This is a genomic window from Pandoraea cepalis (genome assembly GCF_902459665.1).
Taxonomy (GTDB): domain Bacteria; phylum Pseudomonadota; class Gammaproteobacteria; order Burkholderiales; family Burkholderiaceae; genus Pandoraea; species Pandoraea cepalis.
Window position 1 is genome coordinate 1 of record NZ_CABPSL010000032.1, and the last position, 21,269, is coordinate 21,269.

17 protein-coding genes, 2 tRNA genes and 3 pseudogenes are annotated in these 21,269 nt (G+C 63.1%); 10 read left to right on the plus strand and 12 right to left on the minus strand.

The annotated features are described in order from the left end of the window. The 5 genes from PCE31106_RS23350 to PCE31106_RS23370 form a co-directional block, all read right to left on the minus strand. A tRNA-Glu gene (locus PCE31106_RS23350) sits at positions 1–76 on the minus strand. A 163-nt stretch (positions 77–239) separates the two neighbouring features. Then, a tRNA-Ala gene (locus PCE31106_RS23355) sits at positions 240–315 on the minus strand. A gap of 183 nt (positions 316–498) precedes the next feature. Then, entirely contained in the window at positions 499–2,655 is a 2,157-nt protein-coding gene (pnp, locus tag PCE31106_RS23360) for a polyribonucleotide nucleotidyltransferase (protein ID WP_026131825.1), read from the minus strand. Positions 2,656–2,996: 341 nt separating this feature from the next. Continuing rightward, on the minus strand, positions 2,997–3,266 hold the full coding sequence (rpsO, locus tag PCE31106_RS23365; protein ID WP_017233294.1) for a 30S ribosomal protein S15: 270 nt from the start codon (positions 3,264–3,266) through the stop codon (positions 2,997–2,999). Between the two features lie 295 nt (positions 3,267–3,561). Continuing rightward, a complete protein-coding gene (locus PCE31106_RS23370) occupies positions 3,562–4,836 on the minus strand; it encodes a branched-chain amino acid ABC transporter substrate-binding protein (protein WP_150564839.1) in 1,275 nt (424 codons plus the stop codon). A 142-nt stretch (positions 4,837–4,978) separates the two neighbouring features. Between PCE31106_RS23370 and PCE31106_RS23375 the strand changes: the two genes are divergently transcribed. Next, the gene (locus tag PCE31106_RS23375; RefSeq protein WP_254441302.1) at positions 4,979–5,560 is read left to right on the plus strand and encodes a hypothetical protein; all 582 of its coding nucleotides are present in this window, start codon (positions 4,979–4,981) and stop codon (positions 5,558–5,560) included. Positions 5,561–5,665: 105 nt separating this feature from the next. Here the strand turns inward: PCE31106_RS23375 and PCE31106_RS23380 are convergent, their stop codons facing one another. The 7 genes from PCE31106_RS23380 to PCE31106_RS23410 all read right to left on the minus strand — a co-directional run bounded on the left by PCE31106_RS23380 (position 5,666) and on the right by PCE31106_RS23410 (position 13,803). Continuing rightward, a complete protein-coding gene (locus tag PCE31106_RS23380; RefSeq protein WP_017233291.1) occupies positions 5,666–7,210 on the minus strand; it encodes a 2-isopropylmalate synthase in 1,545 nt (514 codons plus the stop codon). 424 nt (positions 7,211–7,634) lie between these two features. Next, entirely contained in the window at positions 7,635–8,120 is a 486-nt protein-coding gene (gene lysM / locus PCE31106_RS23385; protein WP_017233290.1) for a peptidoglycan-binding protein LysM, read from the minus strand. Positions 8,121–8,314: 194 nt separating this feature from the next. After that, the gene (gene pssA / locus PCE31106_RS23390; RefSeq protein ID WP_017233289.1) at positions 8,315–9,193 is read right to left on the minus strand and encodes a CDP-diacylglycerol--serine O-phosphatidyltransferase; all 879 of its coding nucleotides are present in this window, start codon (positions 9,191–9,193) and stop codon (positions 8,315–8,317) included. 157 nt (positions 9,194–9,350) lie between these two features. Next, on the minus strand, positions 9,351–9,986 hold the full coding sequence (locus PCE31106_RS23395; protein WP_026131823.1) for a phosphatidylserine decarboxylase: 636 nt from the start codon (positions 9,984–9,986) through the stop codon (positions 9,351–9,353). Positions 9,987–10,364: 378 nt separating this feature from the next. Further along, positions 10,365–11,381: a ketol-acid reductoisomerase gene (ilvC, locus tag PCE31106_RS23400; protein WP_017233287.1), complete on the minus strand. Its 1,017-nt coding sequence runs from the start codon at positions 11,379–11,381 to the stop codon at positions 10,365–10,367. Between the two features lie 78 nt (positions 11,382–11,459). Beyond that, positions 11,460–11,951: an acetolactate synthase small subunit gene (gene ilvN / locus PCE31106_RS23405; protein ID WP_026131822.1), complete on the minus strand. Its 492-nt coding sequence runs from the start codon at positions 11,949–11,951 to the stop codon at positions 11,460–11,462. 82 nt (positions 11,952–12,033) lie between these two features. Then, a complete protein-coding gene (locus PCE31106_RS23410) occupies positions 12,034–13,803 on the minus strand; it encodes an acetolactate synthase 3 catalytic subunit (protein WP_150564840.1) in 1,770 nt (589 codons plus the stop codon). Between the two features lie 449 nt (positions 13,804–14,252). Between PCE31106_RS23410 and PCE31106_RS23415 the strand changes: the two genes are divergently transcribed. The 9 genes and pseudogenes from PCE31106_RS23415 to PCE31106_RS23455 form a co-directional block, all read left to right on the plus strand. Further along, positions 14,253–14,825, plus strand: coding sequence for an RNA polymerase sigma factor (locus PCE31106_RS23415; RefSeq protein ID WP_017233284.1), 573 nt, complete (start codon positions 14,253–14,255; stop codon positions 14,823–14,825). Further along, positions 14,822–15,250: a DUF3619 family protein gene (locus PCE31106_RS23420; RefSeq protein ID WP_017233283.1), complete on the plus strand. Its 429-nt coding sequence runs from the start codon at positions 14,822–14,824 to the stop codon at positions 15,248–15,250. The genes PCE31106_RS23415 and PCE31106_RS23420 overlap by 4 nt, the downstream gene beginning before the upstream one ends. 22 nt (positions 15,251–15,272) lie before the next feature. After that, a complete protein-coding gene (locus PCE31106_RS23425) occupies positions 15,273–16,106 on the plus strand; it encodes a DUF3106 domain-containing protein (protein WP_150564841.1) in 834 nt (277 codons plus the stop codon). 222 nt (positions 16,107–16,328) lie between these two features. Next, entirely contained in the window at positions 16,329–16,901 is a 573-nt protein-coding gene (locus PCE31106_RS23430; protein WP_150564842.1) for an RDD family protein, read from the plus strand. Next, on the plus strand, positions 16,898–17,854 hold the full coding sequence (locus PCE31106_RS23435) for an esterase/lipase family protein (protein ID WP_150564843.1): 957 nt from the start codon (positions 16,898–16,900) through the stop codon (positions 17,852–17,854). The genes PCE31106_RS23430 and PCE31106_RS23435 overlap by 4 nt, the downstream gene beginning before the upstream one ends. Positions 17,855–18,171: 317 nt before the next feature. Beyond that, a pseudogene (locus tag PCE31106_RS23440) lies at positions 18,172–18,945 on the plus strand (UDP-2,3-diacylglucosamine diphosphatase); the annotation flags it as partial. Positions 18,946–19,150: 205 nt separating this feature from the next. Then, on the plus strand, positions 19,151–20,185 hold the full coding sequence (locus tag PCE31106_RS23445) for a glycosyltransferase family 4 protein (protein WP_150564845.1): 1,035 nt from the start codon (positions 19,151–19,153) through the stop codon (positions 20,183–20,185). Between the two features lie 77 nt (positions 20,186–20,262). After that, a pseudogene (locus tag PCE31106_RS23450) lies at positions 20,263–20,658 on the plus strand (diacylglycerol kinase); the annotation flags it as partial. A 142-nt stretch (positions 20,659–20,800) separates the two neighbouring features. Next, positions 20,801–21,202 (plus strand): annotated as a pseudogene (locus PCE31106_RS23455) (TetR/AcrR family transcriptional regulator); the annotation flags it as partial. Between the last annotated feature and the right edge of the window lie 67 nt (positions 21,203–21,269).

Sequence of the window (21,269 nt, forward strand, 5' to 3'; positions counted from 1 at the left end):
TGGCGTCCCCTAGGGGATTCGAACCCCTGTACTCACCGTGAAAGGGTGATGTCCTAGGCCTCTAGACGAAGGGGACAAAATCGTCACAATCTTGTCTGTTTCGCTTTACTGCATTTCGCGAAGAACGCTATTCTAAACAACATTTCTTCGCTTGTGAAGCTTTATTTTCAAGTGATTTGCATCGTTTTCGCAAGAATCTTGCTTGTTCGATGCGCCTGAAAATCAAGCTTCGGAATCCGTGGTGGAGGTAAGCGGGATCGAACCGCTGACCTCTTGCATGCCATGCAAGCGCTCTCCCAGCTGAGCTATACCCCCCGAACAGAGAAGTGAGATTCTAAAGACAAACCCATTTTCTGTAAATACCCTTCTCGCATTTTTTCCGCATTATTTTGCCGATCCGTGCGATGGATAAAAAAACGGCAACGCGCAAGCGTCGCCGTTTTCTTTGGCACAGCGACGCACCAACGCGCGCCGCCAAGCCTCATACCGACATCGGAATTACTGAGCGTCGCCTTCGCGCTTGACCAGCGCCGGGCTACCCTGCTTTTCTTCGTCCGTCAGCGCCTTGTGCGACAGACGCAGACGACCCTTGTCGTCCTGCTGGATCACCTTCACGCGCACCGCCTGGCCTTCCTTGAGGTACTCGTTGATGTCCTTGATACGCTCGTTGGCGATTTCGGAGATGTGCAGCAGACCATCCTTACCCGGCAGCACCGACACGATCGCGCCGAACTCGAGCAGCTTCAGCACGGTACCGTCGTACACTTGGCCCACTTCGACTTCCACGGTGATCAGCTCGATGCGGCGCTTCGCTTCCGCAATGCCTTCGGCGCTCGGGCTGGCAATCGTCACCACGCCGTCGTCCGAGATATCGATGCTCGTGCCGGTTTCTTCCGTCAGTGCACGGATCACCGAACCGCCCTTGCCGATCACGTCACGGATCTTTTCCGGGTTGATCTTGATGGTGACCATGCGCGGCGCGAATTCCGACAGCTCCGTACGCACGCCCGACTGCGCTTGCGCCATCTTGTCAAGAATATGCAGACGGCCTTCCTTGGCTTGCGCCAGGGCGACCTGCATGATTTCCTTCGTGATGCCCTGGATCTTGATGTCCATCTGCAGTGCGGTGACGCCGTTCGACGTACCCGCCACCTTGAAGTCCATGTCGCCCAGGTGATCTTCGTCGCCGAGAATATCGGTCAGCACGGCAAACTTGTTGCCTTCGAGGATCAGGCCCATCGCGATACCGGCGACCGGCGCCGTCAGCGGCACACCGGCGTCCAGCATGGCGAGGCTGCCACCGCACACCGACGCCATCGACGACGAACCGTTCGATTCGGTGATTTCCGACACTACACGCACGGTGTAACCGAAATCGTCGGCGCCCGGCAGGCACGCCACCAAAGCGCGCTTGGCCAGACGGCCGTGACCGATTTCGCGGCGCTTGGGCGAACCCACGCGACCCGTTTCACCCGTCGAGAACGGCGGGAAGTTGTAGTGCAGCATGAAGCGATCGCGGTACTCGCCTTGCAGCGCGTCGATGATCTGCTCGTCGCTCTTGGTGCCGAGCGTGGCCACCACGAGGGCCTGCGTTTCGCCACGCGTGAACAGCGCCGAACCGTGGGCACGCGGCAGCACGCCGGTGCGGATCGAGATCGGGCGCACGGTGCGCGTGTCGCGGCCGTCGATACGCGGCTCGCCAGCCAGAATCTGGCTACGCACGATCTTGGCTTCCAGATCGAACAGGATGTTGCCCACTTCGATACTGTCCGGCGCGGCTTCGCCCTTGGCGCTCGCCGCTTCGCCCAGCTTGGCGATCACGTCGCTGGTCACGGCGCGCAGTTGTTGCGTACGCGCTTGCTTTTCGCGCGTCTGGTAAGCAGCGCGCAGCGAGGCGTCCGCCAGTGCCGACACCTGTGCGATCAGCGCTTCATTCTTCGCGGCCGGGGCCCAATCCCACTCGGCCTTGCCTGCGTCGCGCACCAGATCGTGAATGGCGTTGATCGCCGTTTGCATTTGATCGTGACCGAACACCACGGCGCCCAGCATCACGTCTTCCGGCAGCTCTTTCGCTTCCGATTCGACCATCAGCACGGCTTGCTCCGTACCGGCAACGACGAGGTCGAGCTTCGACTGGGCGATCTGCTCACGCGACGGATTCAGCACGTACTGACCGTCGACGTAGGCCACGCGCGCGGCGCCCACCGGGCCGTTGAACGGCAGACCGGAGATCGACAGCGCTGCCGATGCGCCGATCAGGGCCGGGATATCCGCCGGCACTTCCGGGTTCAGCGAAACGACCTGCACAACCACCTGGACTTCGTTGTAGAAGCCTTCCGGGAAGAGCGGGCGGATCGGGCGGTCGATCAGGCGCGACGTCAGCGTTTCGTTTTCCGACGGACGGCCTTCACGCTTGAAGAAGCCACCCGGGATCTTGCCGGCGGCGTAAGTCTTTTCCAGATAGTCGACGGTCAGCGGGAAGAAATCCTGACCCGACTTGGCGCTCTTCGCACCCACGACCGTGGCCAGCACGACCGTATCGTCCATGTCGACGAGCACGGCACCGGATGCCTGGCGAGCAATCTCCCCCGTCTCCATGCGAACCGTGTTTTGTCCCCATTGGAAAGACTTGACGACTTTATTGAACATTTGCACTCCTATATCGAATCGCGCGAATGCAGCAGCGGCGCGATATCGCTGCCGGGGTGATCCCGACGCCTCGCAGGGGGGAGTGTTATGCCATTCCAGCGTTGCCCGGCACCTTGGCGCGTAGGCATTGGCATCGCTCGGGCGACGCTGGAATGACACAAGCCCTGCTTATCGACGAGGCCCCATAAAGTGGGAACTACAGGAACTGCTGGAACCGGGGAGAACCCAGCCCAACCGTGAGGTACGCGACCGGCCGGACATCCTCAGGACATCCGTCAGGGAGCGCCCAAAAACAAAATGCCTGCATCAGCACGCTGATACAGGCATCTCGTCGTAATCGCAATCGCTTACTTACGCAGGCCCAGCTTCTCGATCAGGGCGCGGTAACGATCTGCGTCCTTGCCCTTGAGGTAATCGAGCAGCTTGCGGCGACGGCTCACCATGCGCAGCAGACCGCGGCGGCTGTGGTGATCCTTCATATGCGCCTTGAAGTGCGGCGTCAGTTCGTTGATGCGCGTGGTGAGCAGCGCAACTTGCACTTCGGGGGAGCCGGTATCGTTAGCGGCACGGGCGAATTGCGCCACGACGTCCGACTTCTTGGTCATTGCGGTAGTCATTTGCTTTCCTTTGGATACACGCGGTCACGGAAGAATGGCCGTGCCGTGAACTTACAAAAACATGCGCGGCATTGCCGCACATAAACAAAACTGCAAGTGCGCGATTATACGGGAGTTGCCTCCCGGATGCCATACTTTTCCTCGCCACGCCGCCTCAGACGGGGCCGAGCGAACGGCTTGAGCGCTGAAAACCGGGCATCCCACCAAATAATCCGGACCATTTCAACGGATTATCCGGAAAATTTCGACCAATTATTTTTCCCGTCACGCCAGCCCTTCCGCCCTTCCCGGCCACTCACCGCTGGCGGGCCATCCGGCAAGTACTGGGCAATGCCACCTTATTGGCGGGCAGCTCGAGCACTGTCTTGAACCCAAAGCCCGAGCCTTCGTTGTCGAACTTCACCCCCGGCTCGCCCGCGCGGCGCATGACCGACACGTACAACGGCTCGATCAGCTGGTGGTCGTTCGGACGCATCCATGCGTCGACCGGCGCCTCGCGAATCCGGCGGTTCTGCAGCGCCCGCGCCACGGTCGTCACATCGGTGGTGCCGGCCTGCTCGAGCGCCGCGGCGATCATGTCGATCATCACGCTCATGCGCAGCAGCGCATAGTCGTCGCGCGCCTCCGGATAACGCGCACGGAACGCCTTGTAGAACGCATCCGACGCCTCGCCGCCCACGTTCGGGTGCCATTCGGCCACGGCGTACACGCGGCCAACCCCGGCCTCGCCCAGTGCTGCCGGCGCGCCGAGGGCGTTGCCATAGAACGTGTAGAACTTGAGCTCCATCCCCTGTTCGCGTGCGGCCTTGACGAGCAAGGTCAGGTCGTTGCCCCAACTCCCCGTCACCACCGTATCGGCACCTGCCGCGCGAATGCGCGCAAGATAGGGCGTGAAGTCCTTCACGCGCCCCACCGGGCTGAACTGCTCACCCACGATCTGCACGTCCGGGCGCTTGGCGCCAATCATCTGTCGGGCGAGCCCGGCGACCTGCCGGCCAAAGCTGTAGTCCTGGTTGAGCAGGTAGACCTTCTGGATGCTCGGATCTTGTTTGATGGCCTCGGTCAACGCCTGCATGCGCATGGCGGCATTGGCGTCGAAGGCGAAATGCCAGAAACTGCACTGCTCGTTGGTGAGCGCCGTGTCGACGGCCGAGTAATTGAAGAACAGCATGCGCTGCCCGGGCTCGCGCGCATTGCGTTTGTTGATTGCATCGATCAACGCCGACGCAACGGCCGAACTGTTGCCCTGGAAGACGAATGGGATGCCCAGATCGCCGGCAGCCTTGAGTTGCACCAGGCTGTCTTCGACGCCGCCCTTGCTGTCGAACACCGTCAACTCGAACGGATGGGCGCCGTCGCGCAACTTCACCCCACCGCGCGCATTCACGCGCTCGATCGCGAACCGCAAATTGCGCTCGACCATGGCGCCCGCATTGCCGAAGGGGCCGCTCATCCCCTCGATGAGCGCCAGCCGGATCGGCGGTGCCGCGTGGGCAAGGCTGGTCGCGGCCAGCAAGCCAGCGGCGCACAACACCGCGCTCAAGCGCGCCAGCAAGACATGAACTTTCATCGAGGCCTCTGAGACTGTGTCGGCGCGAATCATAACGCCCCCACCCGCCCCCGGCAAGCCGCCCCGCCCCGGAACGCGCGACACGGCGGTATGCTATCGACATGCCGCTCTGCGGCCGTCTTCCTCTGACGCGAGGCCATTCATGACTGATTCGACTCGGGCGCGCGCGGGCATCGCCCCCCCGAACACCGCCGCCACCTTGTCCGGCGCTTCACGCCCCGCCGCGGCACTGCGCTGGCTCCTGGGCGGCGCACTCGCGCTATCGCTGAGCGCCTGCTACACGCCCCCGTGGCAAACCATTTCCCCCAACGCCTCGCAGGCCGAGGTGCAAGCAAGGCTGGGCAAACCCAGGGAAGTCTATCCGCTCCCCCCCGGCGTGACGCGCTGGCTCTATCCGACCAAGCCGTTCGGCGAAGAGACGATCGCCGCCGATTTCGACGCTCAAGGCCGCCTGCTGGGTACCGCGCAAGTGCTCTCGATGCCGGAGTTCAACAAGGTCGAGATCGACAAGTGGACGAAAACCGACGTACTGCATCACTTCGGCGAACCGGTCGAAACGTCGTACTTCCCCCTCATGAAGCGCGAAGTCTGGACTTATCGCTTCAAGCAGGACGACGTCTGGTACTCGATGATGAACTTCTATTTCGATGCGGACGGCATCGTCAAGACGACCCAGATCAGCCCCGATCCGCTACACGAGAAGTTCGATCACGACTTGTTCTGATCGCATTTCGAGCCCCACCAACAGCAAAACGCCCGCCTGCCGGATGTCCGGAGGCGGGCGTGTCGTGCCATGGATCGGTCGTCAACGGCGCCAGTGCGCCCTCGCTTACGGCGTCAGTTGCGGGTTGAGCTTCTCGGCCTTCGAATACAGCTTGTTGAGCGCCGACAGATACGCCTTGGCAGACGCCGCGACGATATCGGGATCTGTGCCCACGCCATTCACAATGCGCCCGCCCTTCGACAGTCGCACCGTCACCTCACCCTGCGATTGCGTACCCGTCGTGATCGCGTTCACCGAATACAGCAGTTGCTCGGCGCCGCTTTGCACCTGCGATTCGATGGCATTGAGCACGGCGTCGACCGGGCCGTTACCCTCGGCGTCTCCCATGAGTTCCTTACCCTGCGCGGTGAAGACCACGCGGGCGCTCGGGCGCTCGCCCGTCTCGGAATGTTGCGCCATCGACACGAGATGGAAATGCTCGCTGCTGTCGGCCTGCGCTTCATTCGAGACGATCGCCAGAATGTCCTCGTCGAAGATTTCAGCCTTCTGGTCAGCCAGTTCCTTGAAGCGAGCGAACGCGGCATTCACGTCCTGCTCCGACGCCATCTCGATGCCCAGCTCCTGAAGGCGCTGCTTGAAGGCGTTGCGGCCCGAGAGCTTGCCGAGCACGATCTTGTTGGCGGTCCAGCCCACATCTTCCGCCCGCATGATCTCGTAGGTGTCGCGCGCCTTGAGCACGCCGTCCTGGTGGATGCCCGAGGCGTGCGCAAACGCGTTGGCGCCCACCACCGCCTTGTTCGGCTGAACGCTGAAGCCGGTGATCTGCGAGACGAGCTTCGAGGCCGGCACAATTTGCGTCGTATCGATGCCGAGCTCCAGACCGAAGTAATCCTTGCGGGTCTTGATCGCCATCACGACTTCTTCGAGTGCCGTATTGCCCGCGCGCTCGCCCAGACCGTTGATCGTGCATTCGATCTGACGCGCGCCCCCCAACTGCACCCCCGCCAGCGAGTTCGCGACGGCCATGCCCAGATCGTTGTGGCAGTGCACCGACCAGACCGCCTTGTCCGAATTCGGCACACGCTCGCGCAGCGTGCGTACGAGCTGGCCGTAAAGTTCCGGCACGCCGTAACCCACGGTATCGGCCACGTTGATGGTCGTCGCGCCTTCGTTGATGACGGCTTCCAGCACGCGGCAAAGGAAATCCAGCTCGGAGCGGCTGCCGTCTTCCGGTGAGAATTCGATATTGTCGGTGAACTGACGCGCATATCGCACGGCGAGTTTCGCCTGCTCGAGCACCTGATCCGGGCTCATGCGCAGCTTCTTCTCCATGTGCAGCGGCGACGTGGCGATGAACGTATGGATACGCGACGAGTTCGCGCCCTTGAGGGCCTCGGCGGCGCGGGCGATATCGCGGTCGTTGGCACGCGCAAGCGAGCAGACGGTACTGTCCTTGATGATGCCGGCAATGGCCCGGATGGCCTCGAAGTCGCCGTTCGAGCTGGCGGCGAAGCCGGCTTCGATCACGTCCACGCGCAGACGCTCCAGCTGACGGGCGATGCGAATCTTCTCATCGCGCGTCATCGACGCGCCGGGCGACTGTTCACCGTCGCGCAAGGTCGTATCGAAAATGATCAGCTTGTCGGCCATGACTTTCTCCAGTGGGGATCTTGTAGGGTTCAGTTCGTTCTAGATGTCCGGGGGCGGCGCAGTCGCAAGCCGAAGGACGCCTGGGCGCCCACGACACTGTGCTCACGCAGCAGGCAACACGGGCGGACGGATCGTCGGACGGGCGGGCAACTACCGGGAGGAAATCAGCGCGCGACGCGCGCAGGCATGGCCGGCCCGCGAACGGGGGAATGGCATAGCGTTGGCGGTGCGAGAGGAAGGTCCGAAGCCGGGGTGGCGCCTGAAATCATGAGCGCCAATATAGTCGCAATCGGGTGATTTCGCAACGCGCGGCGCGGGCTGCAAGCCGCATGCAGACAGGCGCTCGCGAGCCCGCGATCCTGCCTGCGCCACCCATGAACAGCCCGGCACGGCGCCGGGCTGGATATCACGAGACAAACGACGATCAGGCCACCGGAATGCGCAGCACCTGTCCCGGATAGATTCGGTCCGGGCTGGAGAGCATCGGCTTGTTGGCCTCGAAAATGGCGTTGTATCGGTTGGCGTCACCATAGACCTTCTTCGAGATCGCCGACAAGGTATCGCCCTTCTCCACGGTGTGAAACGTCGCCTCGGCCGACGCCGTCGACACCGACATCCGGTCGTCCACCTTCTCGACGCCCTTCACGTTGCCGCAGCACAGCAGGATCTTTTCCTTGGTCGCTTGATCCGGGGCCACGCCGAACACCGTCACCGTGCGCGATGCGCCGTCGAACGTGACGGTCAGGCCGGTCGCGTCGAGGTTCTGCGTCTTGATGTACGCCTCGATGGCGTCGGCCGCGTTGCGGTTGGCTTCGTCCGCGTCAGGCCCCGGCGCGGGCGCCTCTGCGGCTTGCGCCTGGCCGCCCAACAATGCCTCGCCGGCTTCTTTCACAAAGTCCAGAATGCCCATGCTTGCTCCTTCGTCACGTCGAACCATGGAAACGGCACCGGGTCGGCTCAGCGTTGCCACGACCCGCCCGGGCCAGGGGAAACTTCCGGCCTGCATTCGCAAGACTACAACATCGCATCGCAAACGATCGCCCGGCAAGCCTGACAGGCGAATGTGACAAGGGGCGCACCGAGACGCCCCTTGTTTTGCCACCGTTATTCGTCGACGTCGCCGAAAATGCGCTGCCGGCGCCCCTTCAGAAAGCGGAAGGCCCAGAGCACATAGCCGGAAACGCTGTACAGGCAGAACATGCCGAAGAGCACCAGCGGCGGGTCGGACGACACGAGAATGAAGCCGACCATGAAGAGCAGCACCACGCCGAACGACACCCGCTGGCGCACATCGAGCGCCTTGCCGCTATAGAACGGCGCATTCGATACCATCGACATCCCCGCGTAAATCGTCAGCCCGAACGCCACCCAGGGCATCCAGAAAACGTTGACCGGTAATTTGTTGTCGATCGTAATCCACACGAAACCGGCAATAAGCGCAGCGGCCGCCGGACTCGCCAAGCCCTGGAAGAAGCGCTTGTCGACCACGCCGATGTTCGTATTGAAGCGCGCCAGCCGCAAAGCCGCGCAGGCCACGTAGACGAACGCGGCGAGCCAGCCCCACTTGCCGATCTCATGGAGAATCCATTCGTACATCACCAACGCCGGCGCTACGCCGAACGAGGTCATGTCCGAGAGCGAATCGTATTGCTCGCCGAACGCGCTCTGCGTGTTGGTCATACGTGCCACGCGCCCGTCCATGCCATCGAGCACCATGGCGAAGAAGATCGCGATGGCGGCCTGCTCGAAACGATCGTTCATGGCCTGCACGATCGCGAAGAAGCCGCAGAACAGCGCGGCGGTCGTAAAGGCGTTCGGCAACAGGTAGATGCCGCGATTGCGCGGGCGCACCGGCAGATCGTCCTCCACACCGTGGTCGTGGTCTTCGTTCATCAATGGCTCTGCGGATGAATGGTTGTGACGGCTGAACGCCGAAAGATGCCTGACATTATTGCGCAAGCGGCCGCGATGGTTTTCCGGCATGCGGACCTCCCTGACGATGCTATGACAGCGGGCGATCCCGCATCGGATCACCGCGATTGGAACGCAAGAAGCGAAAGCAGTTGCAGGCCGCGACACGGTGACGCACGACAGGAAGTCGCGCCGCCGCACACGGCCGTGGTCCGTGGGCTCGAGTGGCTTACAGCTCGGCGAGGATCGTCGAGGTGGCCGACACCTTCTCGCCGATGGTCACGCGCGGACGCGAGCCCAGCGGCAGGTACACGTCGACCCGCGAACCGAAACGAATGAAACCGTAACGCTGACCGCGCGAAAGCGTATCGCCCACCTTCACGTAGCACAAAATCCGGCGCGCGATGAGTCCTGCGACCTGCACGCTCGTGACGATCTGCCCCCCCACGTCGATCACCAGCGCATTGCGCTCGTTTTCGAGCGATGCCTTGTCGAGATCGGCGTTGAAGAAACGTCCCGGGAAATATTCCACCTTGGTCACCGTGCCGTCAACCGGGGCACGATTCGAGTGCACGTTGAAAACGTTCATGAACACGCTGATCTTCAACGCTTCACGGCCAGCGTACGGATCTTGCGTGGTTTCGATGGCCACGATGCGTCCGTCGGCGGGCGAAAGTACGGCGCCGGCCTGCTGCGGCACCTGTCGCGGCGGATCCCGGAAGAACTGCAGGACAAACAGGGCGATCACCCAGAACGGCGCGGCCCACAGCACGCCGGCCATGAAGTGCACGACGAGCGCCACGGCGACGGCGATACCCAGGAAGGGCCAGCCCTCGCGGGCAATGATCGGGTGAGGATAATTCATGCGATTGAACTCGCGTCCTTGGTAAAACGGTTGAGTGAGCGGGTCGGCCTGCGTTGGGCCAAACCGTGACGTGGCGGCATTGTAGCAATGCGCGCGGCGCGGCGACACTTTTTCCCCAATCGACACATCGGCGTCGCCACCGCAAAGCCGGCCACATCGAGGCGCCACGATGCCAGTTCACGGTCGATGCGGGGGGAGAGGAAACGAAAAAAGCCGTCCGCCTTGCCATAGCGACAGCTACAGCAAAACGGACGGCCAGGCGCGGCGGTTCCGGCGCTCAAACGCGCGATGCGCTTGACGCGCCCAAGCCGCCTGCCGTGCGCCGCCAGTGCGACGCCCACACGCTGCCGGGCGTACGCATCTTGCGGCGCGTCGTACTTAGTTCTTCGACTGGTCGACGAGCTTGTTCTTGGCGATCCACGGCATCATTGCGCGCAGCTTGCCGCCCACTTGCTCGATTTGGTGCTCGGCCGTGATGCGACGACGCGAGATCAGGGTCGGGGCACCCGCCTTGTTTTCCAGGATGAACGACTTGGCGTACTCGCCGGTCTGGATATCGGTCAGGCACTGCTTCATCGCCTTCTTCGTCTCTTCGGTCACGACGCGCGGGCCGGTGACGTACTCACCGTACTCGGCGTTGTTCGAGATCGAGTAGTTCATGTTGGCGATGCCGCCTTCATAGATCAGGTCGACGATCAGCTTGAGTTCGTGCAGGCACTCGAAGTAGGCCATTTCCGGCGCATAACCGGCTTCGACCAGCGTTTCGAAACCGGCCTTGATCAGCTCGACGGTACCGCCGCACAGCACGGCTTGCTCGCCGAACAGGTCGGTTTCCGTTTCTTCGCGGAAGTTCGTTTCGATGATGCCGGCACGGCCGCCGCCGTTCGCGGCAGCGTACGACAGGGCGATGTCGCGCGCGGCGCCCGACTTGTCCTGTGCCACGGCGATCAGGTGGGGCACGCCGCCGCCTTGCGAGTACGTCGAGCGCACCGTGTGGCCCGGGGCCTTCGGGGCGATCATGATGACGTCGAGGTCAGCGCGCGGAATCACGCAGCCGTAATGCACGTTGAAGCCGTGCGCGAAGGCCAGGGCGGCGCCTTCCTTGATGTTGCCATGCACTTCGTTCTTGTACACGTCGCCGATCTGCTCGTCCGGCAGCAGCATCATGACGATGTCGGCCGACTTCACGGCTTCCGCCACTTCCTTGGTGTTCAGGCCGGCGCCGACCGCCTTGTTCCACGAAGCGCCATTCTTGCGCAGACCGACCGTCACGTTCACACCGCTGTCCTTCAGGTTCTGGGCGTGGGCATGGCCTTGCGAGCCATAGCCGATGATCGTCACTTGCTTGCCCTTGATGAGGGAGAGGTCGGCGTCTTTGTCGTAGAAAACTTTCATTTGGAATTGTCCCGTAATGCCAAAAAATTACTCAAATCAGAATGGATCGAAATCCGCTTACCGCGTTGCCGCTACCGATCAGACTTTCAGGATGCGCTCACCGCGCCCGATGCCCGAGCCACCGGTACGAACCGTCTCGAGAATCGCCGTACGATCGAGCCCGTCGATGAAGGCGTCGAGTTTCGACGAATTCCCGGTCAGTTCGATCGTATAGGTCTTTTCAGTAACGTCAATGATGCGGCCGCGGAAAATATCCGACATCCGCTTCATCTCTTCTCGCTCCTTGCCCACGGCGCGCACCTTGATGAGCATCAGCTCACGTTCGATATGCGCCCCTTCGGTCAGATCGACCACCTTCACCACCTCGATGAGCCGGTTCAGGTGCTTGGTGATCTGTTCGATGACGTCGTCGGAGCCCGTCGTGACCACCGTCATGCGCGAGAGCGACCGATCTTCGGTCGGTGCGACGGTGAGGGTCTCGATATTGTAGCCACGCGCCGAAAACAGGCCGACCACACGCGACAGCGCGCCCGGCTCGTTCTCGAGCAAAACAGAAATAATATGCCTCATGGTGTATCCCGGATTGTCCTAGTGTGGGGACGTCGCGCCCGCGCCGGCCTGACCGGCGGCGACTGTCGGCGCGCGCCTCGGCTTACAGATCTTCCGAACCGAGCAGCATCTCGCTGATGCCCTTGCCCGCCTGGACCATCGGCCAGACGTTTTCGGTGGGATCCGTTTGGAAATCCATGAATACCGTACGATCCTTCAGGCGCAACGCCTCGCGCAGTGCGGGCTCGACGTCCGACGACTTCTCGATGCGAATGCCCACGTGACCGTACGCCTCGGCAAGCTTCACGAAGTCGGGCAGCGCGTCCATGTACGAACTGGAGTAGCGCTTGCTGTATTCGATCTGCTGCCACTGGCGAACCATGCCCAGATAGCGGTTGTTGAGCGACAGGATCTTGATCGGCGTGCGGTATTGCAGGCACGTCGAGAGTTCCTGGATGCACATCTGGATCGAGCCTTCGCCGGTGATACAGGCGACTTCGGCATCCGGGTGCGCCATCTTCACGCCCATGGCCGCCGGCAGGCCGAAGCCCATCGTGCCCAGGCCGCCCGAGTTGATCCAGCGGCGCGGCTTGTTGAAGCGGTAGTACTGCGCCGCCCACATCTGGTGCTGGCCGACGTCCGAGCACACGAAGGCTTCGCCGTCGGTGAGCTTCCAGTACGTCTCGACCACATGTTGCGGCTTGATGATTTCGCTCTGGCGATCGAACGCGAGGCAATCGCGCGAGCGCCATTCCTCGATCTGCTTCCACCAGTCGGCCAGCGCCCCGGCGTCCGGGCCCTGCTCCGCGGTTTGCAGGTTTTCGATCATCTCGCGCAGCACTTCCTTCACGTCGCCGACGATCGGGATATCGACCTTCACACGCTTGGAAATCGACGACGGGTCGATATCGACGTGAATGATCTTGCGCGCACGCTCGGAGAAGTGTTCCGGATTGCCGATCACACGGTCGTCGAAGCGCGCGCCGATGGCGATGAGCACGTCGCAGTGCTGCATGGCCATGTTCGCTTCGTAGGTGCCGTGCATGCCCAGCATGCCGAGGAACTTGGGATCGCTCGCACGATACCCGCCCAGGCCCATGAGCGTGTTGGTCACCGGATAGCCGAGCAGGTCGCAGAACTGGTTCAGTTCCTTCGACGCGTCGGCCAGAATGATGCCGCCGCCCGTATAGATATAGGGACGCTTGGCCGAGAGCAGCAGGCTCATCGCCTTGCGGATCTGGCCCGAGTGCCCCTTCGTGACCGGATTGTACGAACGCAGCGACACCGACTTCGGATAGTCGAAGCGGCAGCGCGCCTTGGACACGTCCTTCGGAATATCAACCAGCACCGGACCCGGACGGCCCGTCTTGGCGATATAGAAGGCTTTCTTGATGGTTGCGGCGAGATCGCGCACATCCTTCACGAGGAAGTTGTGCTTGACGCACGGACGGGTGATACCGACCGTGTCGCATTCCTGGAAGGCATCCTGGCCGATGGCGGCCGTGGGCACCTGCCCGGTGATGATGACGAGCGGGATCGAATCCATGTACGCGGTGGCAATCCCGGTGACCGCATTGGTCACGCCGGGGCCGGACGTCACGAGACACACGCCGACCTTGTCGGTGGAGCGCGAATAAGCGTCGGCCGCATGCACGGCGGCTTGCTCATGGCGCACCAGGATGTGCTGGATCTTGTCCTGCTTGTAGAGTTCGTCGTAGATGTAGAGAACCGAACCGCCGGGATAACCCCACAGATGTTCGACCCCTTCTTCCTGAAGCGAGCGCACGAGAATCTCGGCGCCAATCATGTCTTCGGAAGTATTTTGGTGGCGTGTAGCTTCCGCCTCGGAGAATTCCGCGCTTGGCATATTCATCGTCGACCTTTCAAAGTTTCGGCAAAAATTTTGATCGGGTGCTCTCCCCGCGAACTTGTGGTTCGGGCTCAAGCTGCGCGTCTGAATGATGGACACCCCGGATAGGCGTGCCGATATTGAGACAATCACAGATATTGCGAACTGGCAACATTACCGGTTTGCAGCAAAATGGTCAAGCAGGTTTATGCATTTGCAGCATGACTGCAAAGTCGGCCTCGCAGAATCCCCTCGCCATGCCCCACACCGCCCCAAGCCGGTGCACAATCTTCACACGATAGGAAGCTGGCGAGCCCGGCGCCGTCGCAAACCGGCACCACCGGAAGCAAAAGCGGTTACAGCACAGCGCGTTTTTGGTAGCATCCGCACCGGCTACATGAATCTTTACGTGGCCTTTACGCTTACATGGCATTTCAAAGGCGCAGCGCGCAACGCTGCGTGCACCCCACCGGATGGCATCTGACAAGGAACTGGCGGATTTTCTCGCGGGCATCGAACGGCGCGCCTTCAAGCAGGCCGTCTATGCCGTACGCGACGACGAGGCCGCCCTCGATATCGTTCAGGATGCGATGATCCGCCTGGCCGAAAAATACGGCGACAAGCCGCCGGCCGACCTGCCGCTGCTGTTCACGCGCATTCTCCAGAACGCCATTCACGACTATTTCCGTCGGCAAAAGGTGCGTAACACCTGGGTCACGCTATTCTCAAATCTCGCGGGCCCGGGCGACGACGAACGCGACGACTTCGATCCTCTGGAAACCTTATTGGCCGAGGATGGGTCTGTGCAGACCGAGAGCAGCGAAGAGACCGTTTCGCGCGCCGAAATCCTCTCGCTCATCGACGCGGAAATACAGAAACTGCCGACACGTCAACGAGAAGCCTTCCTCATGCGTTACTGGGAAGATATGGACGTTGCCGAGACGGCCGCCACGATGGGGTGCTCGGAGGGCAGCGTCAAGACGCACTGCTCGCGCGCCACCCATGCGTTGGCGCAGGCGTTGAAGGCAAAAGGGATCAGGTTATGAGTCACGATCTGGAAACGAGGGAACTCCGCTTCGCACATCGCGTGCGACGTGCGCTGGACGAAGCGTCCGACGCGCCGTCGCCGAATATCGCGGCCCGGCTGGCCGCCGCTCGTCAGGAGGCGCTCGCGCGCAAAAAGCCCGAACCGGTGGCCATCGTGCAACCGGCGCTGGTGCTCGCCGGTGTCGGCGCCATGCCATCGTCGGAAGCCGGCGGCCCACGCCGCACGTTCGACAAGCTGCGCCGTCTCGGGCTGCTCTGGCCGCTCGCCGCATTGGTGATCGGCCTGGCAGGGCTCGCGTACTGGGAACATCAGCAACACATTCAGGACCTGGCAGACATCGATGCCGCCGTATTGAGCGACGAACTCCCGTTGTCGGCCTATGCCGACCATGGCTTCAACGCCTATGTGAAGCGTGCCCAGTAGCCCCCCTACCCAAGCCCCCCCCGTGACGCGACGCAATGTATTTCTTCTGCTCGCCGCGCTGATCGCGGCCGCGATCGCCGGCACGGCCGCGCTGCGCCACACGCACGCGCCTGAAGCGGTGTCCGACGTGCCTCCGGTCATGGCCGGCGCATCTGCCCCCGGCGGCGCCACCCCCACCCATGGGCCGGTCGGCAATCTGACGGCCAGCGGTGCGACCGCGAGCGGCGCTGCGGCGACGTCTATTGCATCGCCCGGCGGTTACTGGGCCAAGCTCACGGCCGGCCAGCGAGAGGCGCTCGCGCCGCTCGCCCAGGACTGGAATCGCATGAGCGAGCGTCAGCGCGAGAAGTGGATCGAGATTGCCAAGCGCTTTCATACGCTGTCACCGGAAAGCCGCAAGCGCCTGCATGACCGCATGGCGGACTGGGTGCGCCTGACGCCCGAGCAGCGCAAGCTGGCGCGAGAGAGTTATCAGAATGCCAAGACGCTGCCGCCCGAGCGAAAAGCGCAGATGTGGCAGCAGTATCAGCAACTCACCGAAGAACAGAAAAAGCGCCTTGCCGCGGACGACCGAAAGCAGGCCAACCGTCCGAACGTGGTCAGCGCACCGCCGTCGGGCCGCCCAGGCGTGAAAAATCCGTACGCTGCAGTGCATCGCAAGGAGGCCGGCACCCCGGGCAAGAATGGCGCGTTGCCGGCGCCGGTGGCATCGGGCGCGGCAGCACCGGCGACCGGGCAATCGATGCCGACTTCAGCCGCACCGTCGCCAGGAGCGACGCCGGCGAGCGCGGGCACGGCAAACGGCGACAAGAATGGCGACGCCGTCTTCAACGCCGAGATTTATCATCACAACTGACGCCTGACGCCAGCCGCCCTTGGCCATCGTCATGCCGCAACGGCCGCCCCCCCCCCGGGCGGCCGTTTGTCTTTATGCGTTCGAAACGCCCCCGCCGACTGGCTGGCTCGCCGGCACATTCTTGCGCATAATGTGCGGCACAGGACGCGACATGCCCGCCGCCACTGCCCCATGCCGGCATGGGCGCCAGGGCACCCGACAAAAATCCCAGACCACGCCGCGATGACCGACTCCGCCACCCAGCCCGCCACGCCGCACTGCTCGCCCGACACCACACCCTCGCCAGACGTGCCGTCCGGCATCGAAGCGGATGGCTACGCTGTGCCGACGCTACGCCGCCGCCTGCTCTCGATGCTCTACGAATCGCTGCTGCTCTTCGGCGTGCTGTTCCTTGCCGGCTACCTGTTCAGCGCCCTCACCCAGCAGCACAGCGGCCTGATGCACCGGCATGCCATGCAAGCCTGGCTGTTTCTTGTACTTGGCGCGTACTTCGTCTGGTTCTGGACCCACGGTGGCCAGACGCTCGCGATGAAGACGTGGAAAATCCGTCTGGTCGACGCGCATGGACAACCGGTGCGCACTGCCCGCGCTGTCGCGCGTTACGCGCTCGCATGGTTGTGGGTGCTGCCGGCCATGGCGCTCGACTGGGGACTCGGAATCACGGGCTGGGGCAGCGTGGCGTTGCTCACCGGCTGGATCGTGCTCTGGGCCTTGGCCATGCGCGTGATGCCGGATCACCAGTTCATTCATGACCGGCTCGCCGGCACGCGTCTCGTGAGCGTGCTGGGCAAATGACCACAGCGCCCCCCGCTGCCCGCCCTGCCCCGCGCGCCTCGCGCGCCCACCTGATCTACGGCGGCATCGAAATCGGGCTATCGCTCATCGTCGCCGTCGCCACGTGGACCGTTTGGCATAGCCCCTGGACGACTTTGTTATGGACGGTGCTATGGTTGCCCGTCGCCCACGCCATCGGCCTTGCGGCCGGCTTCGTCATGGCCGCCCAGGGCGACCCGTCGCCGGAGCGGCGCGCCACCGCCGGCACCCATGCGGCCGTATGGGCCTACGAATGCGCGGCGTCGATCTTCCTGCTCGATCTCTGCCAACCGTGGTTCAGCACCGCCCGACTGCCGCCGCCGCGTGGCCCGGCGCGCCCCGTCTCGGTATTGCTGTTGCATGGTTACGGCTGCAATCGCGCGTTCTGGCTGCGTTTCTCGCGCCATCTCGCCGACGCGGGCTACGACTGCGACGCCGTCAATCTTGGCCCAATGTTCGGCGACATCGACGATTACGCCCCCACGATTGCCAATGCCACGCGCGCCCTTGCCGAACGCACCCGGCTGCCCGTCGTCATCATCGGCCACAGCATGGGCGGACTCGCGGCGCGTGCCTGCCTGCGCCACGCGCCCACCCTGCCGGTCGCTCACACCATCACGCTCGGCTCGCCGCACTTCGGCACCCTGCATGCGCGCCATGGCCTCGGCACCAACGCTCGCCAGATGGGCGTCGGCAGCGAATGGCTCGCAGCGCTCGCCAGTCGCGAAACGCAAACGCAACGCGCGCGCATCACGTCGATTTACACGTTTCACGACAACGTCGTCTATCCGGTGCGCACTTGCGTGCTGCCCGGTGCCCACAACATCGCGCTCGACCGGCTCGGACATGTGTCGCTGGGCACGCATCCACGCGCGCGCGCCCATGTGCTCGAGACGCTCGAGCGCGTGGCCCAGGGATTGCCACGCGCCGTCTGATCCGAGGCGTCCCTGGCTGGCGCGGGTCCCGCTGTCGCGTCGTCGCGACGTTGGACGCCACTTTCGCGACATGATCGTGACTGTCATCGTCGCTTCACGAAATCGTGGCGCAATGCACGCATGTTCAACGCGACGTGCGAGCCGGTATGACGACGACCCCCACCTTTGAGTTGCCGATCCCAACGTCTGCGGCTCGCGCCGGTCACTTCGCAGACACCCCGCCAGGCCGCCCCGCCGCCCCGCCCATCAGCCCGCCCGACACGATCGAACTGCCGCCCGACACGCCCGATCCCTTCGACCCGCCCCCCGACGGCATCACCCGCTACCGTACGATCTGGCTCTCGGACATCCACCTCGGCACCCAAGGGTGTCAGGCAGACTACCTGCTCGACTTCCTGCGTCATCACGAGTCCGACTACCTGTACCTGGTCGGCGACATCATCGACGGCTGGCATCTGCGGCGCGGCTGGCACTGGCCGCAGGCGCACAACGACGTTGTGCAGAAAATGCTGCGCCGCGCACGCAAGGGTACGCAGGTGATCTACGTACCCGGCAATCACGACGAAGCGGCACGTCAGTTCTGCGGGTTGGCGTTCGGCGACATTGCGGTGCGCGACGAGGCGTTCCACACCACACTGTCGGGCAAACGTCTGTGGGTCACCCACGGCGACCTGTTCGACGGCGTGATTCAGCACGCCAAGTGGCTCGCGTATCTGGGCGACTCGCTCTACACCCTCACCCTGCTGCTCAACCGCTGGTTCAATCGCGTGCGCACGCGCTTCGGCTTCCCGTACTGGTCGCTGTCGCAGTATCTGAAACACCAGGTGAAAAACGCCGTGAACTTCATTTCGGCCTTCGAGCACGTGATGGCCGACGAAGCGCGCCGCCGTGGCTGCGATGGCGTGGTGTGCGGACACATCCACAAGCCCGAGATTCGCGAGATCGACGGCTTGCTCTACTGCAACGACGGCGACTGGGTGGAGAGCCTCTCAGCGCTGGTCGAGACGACCGAGGGCGAGCTGCGCATCATCCACTGGACGCAAAAACGCAACGTGCGCGCCCGCGCGAAAACCGCGACGGTCAGCACTTGAGCCCGCACCGTGACCCTGGCCGGCCTCGCGCCGCCATGATCGCCACACCTCGGGAGACGCCAGTCCGAGACGCTGGCCCAAGACGCTTGCCCGATTTCACCCCGCTAACCCCGCGCACGCACGGCACTGTGCTGTCGTACGTGCGCCCTCACGCGCGAGTTCGCGCGTGTCACCGAAGCGCGCCATGTGCGCGAAGGAGCGCCCGATGAAAATCATGATCGTCACCGACGCCTGGGATCCGCAGATCAACGGCGTGGTCCGCACGTTGAAGAACACGCGCGCTCAGCTGGAGGCGGCCGGCCATCGTGTCGAGCTGCTCACGCCGCAGGAATTCCGCACGATGCCGTGCCCGACCTACCCGGAAATCCGTCTCGCGTTCTTCGCCGGCGCACGCGTGACACGGCGCATCGAAGATTTCGCACCGGACGCCCTGCACATCGCCACCGAAGGCCCGCTCGGCATGGCCGCGCGCAAATGGGCCCTGCGCAACGACTTTCCGTTCACCACGGCCTATCACACGCGCTTCCCGGAGTATGTGCAGGCGCGCTTCGGCTTTGCGCTCTCGACAACCTACCGCTTTCTGCGCTGGTTCCACAAGGCGTCGCACGCCGTGATGGCACCCACGCCGGTGGTCAAGCGCGATCTCGAAGCGAACGGCTTCCAGAATGTGGTGCTTTGGACGCGTGGCGTCGACCTTGACATCTTCCGTGCGCAAGACGCACATGTGCTAAATTCGGCACATCCGATTTTCCTCTACGTGGGGCGTGTCGCCGTGGAGAAGAACATCGAGGCCTTCCTGAAACTGGATTTGCCGGGCTCGAAATGGGTTGCGGGCGAAGGGCCGCAACTGGCCGAACTGCGCTCGCGCTACCCCGACGTGAATTACCTTGGCATGCTTTCGCAGCCCGAACTCGCAAAGGTCTACGCGTCGGCCGACGTATTCGTCTTTCCCAGCCGTACCGACACGTTCGGCCTGGTGCTGCTCGAAGCGATGGCTTGCGGGCTGCCGGTCGCGGCCTTCCCGGTGACCGGCCCGGTCGATGTCCTTAGCGGCTGCCCGGAAGGCGAAGGCGGCGCGCTGCGAGAGGACTTGCGCGAGGCTTGTCTCGATGCGCTCAAGGTCTCGCGCCCGAGTGCGCGTGCCTGGGCCGAGCGGTTTTCGTGGCAGGCGGCCTCCGAAGAGTTCGCCTCGCATCTGCATCCGCGCAAGCCCGAGCTGTCGCTCGCGAGCGCGGTCTGATCCACCTCCAGAGCCCGTTGCGGCGAGGAACCCGACGCTTGTTCATCGATCACCCGCCGCCACGCGACAAACAACCGAATCCGTACAAGGGCAATCGGGGCATCATGCGTGCCTGGCGTGCCCTGAAATACTCCTTGTCCGGCTTCAAGTTCGCCGTGTTCGAAGAGAGCGCCTTCCGGCAGGAACTGGCGCTCGCCGCCATCCTCTTGCCGGCGGCGGTCTTCCTGCCCGTGACCTCCGTCGAGCGCGTGCTGCTCATCGGCTCGGTGCTGCTCGTGCTCATCATCGAGCTGGTCAACTCCAGCATCGAGGCGGCCATCGACCGCATTTCGCTGGAGCGACACGAACTGTCCAAACGTGCCAAGGATTTCGGCAGCGCGGCGGTCCTCATCGCGCTCGGCCTTTGCCTGCTTACCTGGGCCTTGCTCGCCGGGCCCGTCATTGTCGAACGGGTACGTACAGCGTTTTTCTGATAACGTTCGCCGCCTTCCTCCCCCATGCTTGGCAGCGCGCGGCTGCCGGGTATAATCGGTCGCCGTATACCTGATATTCAACTCATAGACGCAAGCGGAGAACATCGTTCGTCACGCTTGCCGCTTACCGGGGCCGACAGACATGGAAGCAAAGCCGCCGCGCCGTACCCGCGAACGAATTCTTGAGGTGTCACTCCGGCTCTTCAACGACATCGGCGAACCGAACGTCACGACCACCACGATTGCCGAGGAGATGAAAATCAGCCCGGGCAATCTGTACTATCACTTCCGCAATAAAGACGACATCATCAACAGCATCTTCGCCCAGTTCGAGCAGGAAATCGAACGGCGACTGCGGCTGCCCGACGATCACAAGCCCAAGCTCGACGAAGTCTGGACGTACCTGCAATACATGTCCGAATTTCTGTGGCGCTTCCGCTTTCTTTACCGCGACCTCAACGACCTGCTTGCGCGCAACCGCACACTGGAGACGCACTTCAAGGTGATCGTCGGCCACAAGAAACGGTTTGCGCGCTGGAGTTGCCCCTGTAACTCAGGACACGTGGACACCGTTAGGTTGATGACGCCGCTGCTCGCCTGAACTCGCGAGG

Excerpts from the sequence above, each read along its gene's own strand:
- rpsO (WP_017233294.1), bottom strand. The coding sequence starts at position 3,266 with ATGACTACCGCAATGACCAAGAAGTCGGACGTCGTGGCGCAATTCGCC.
- PCE31106_RS23415 (WP_017233284.1), top strand. The coding sequence starts at position 14,253 with ATGGCATCTGACAAGGAACTGGCGGATTTTCTCGCGGGCATCGAACGG.
- PCE31106_RS23395 (WP_026131823.1), bottom strand. The coding sequence starts at position 9,986 with ATGAATTATCCTCACCCGATCATTGCCCGCGAGGGCTGGCCCTTCCTG.
- ilvN (WP_026131822.1), bottom strand. The coding sequence starts at position 11,951 with ATGAGGCATATTATTTCTGTTTTGCTCGAGAACGAGCCGGGCGCGCTG.
- PCE31106_RS23430 (WP_150564842.1), top strand. The coding sequence starts at position 16,329 with ATGACCGACTCCGCCACCCAGCCCGCCACGCCGCACTGCTCGCCCGAC.
- PCE31106_RS23375 (WP_254441302.1), top strand. The coding sequence starts at position 4,979 with ATGACTGATTCGACTCGGGCGCGCGCGGGCATCGCCCCCCCGAACACC.
- PCE31106_RS23370 (WP_150564839.1), bottom strand. The coding sequence starts at position 4,836 with ATGAAAGTTCATGTCTTGCTGGCGCGCTTGAGCGCGGTGTTGTGCGCC.
- PCE31106_RS23445 (WP_150564845.1), top strand. The coding sequence starts at position 19,151 with ATGAAAATCATGATCGTCACCGACGCCTGGGATCCGCAGATCAACGGC.
- PCE31106_RS23435 (WP_150564843.1), top strand. The coding sequence starts at position 16,898 with ATGACCACAGCGCCCCCCGCTGCCCGCCCTGCCCCGCGCGCCTCGCGC.
- lysM (WP_017233290.1), bottom strand. The coding sequence starts at position 8,120 with ATGGGCATTCTGGACTTTGTGAAAGAAGCCGGCGAGGCATTGTTGGGC.
- pssA (WP_017233289.1), bottom strand. The coding sequence starts at position 9,193 with ATGCCGGAAAACCATCGCGGCCGCTTGCGCAATAATGTCAGGCATCTT.
- PCE31106_RS23420 (WP_017233283.1), top strand. The coding sequence starts at position 14,822 with ATGAGTCACGATCTGGAAACGAGGGAACTCCGCTTCGCACATCGCGTG.
- PCE31106_RS23410 (WP_150564840.1), bottom strand. The coding sequence starts at position 13,803 with ATGAATATGCCAAGCGCGGAATTCTCCGAGGCGGAAGCTACACGCCAC.
- ilvC (WP_017233287.1), bottom strand. The coding sequence starts at position 11,381 with ATGAAAGTTTTCTACGACAAAGACGCCGACCTCTCCCTCATCAAGGGC.
- PCE31106_RS23380 (WP_017233291.1), bottom strand. The coding sequence starts at position 7,210 with ATGGCCGACAAGCTGATCATTTTCGATACGACCTTGCGCGACGGTGAA.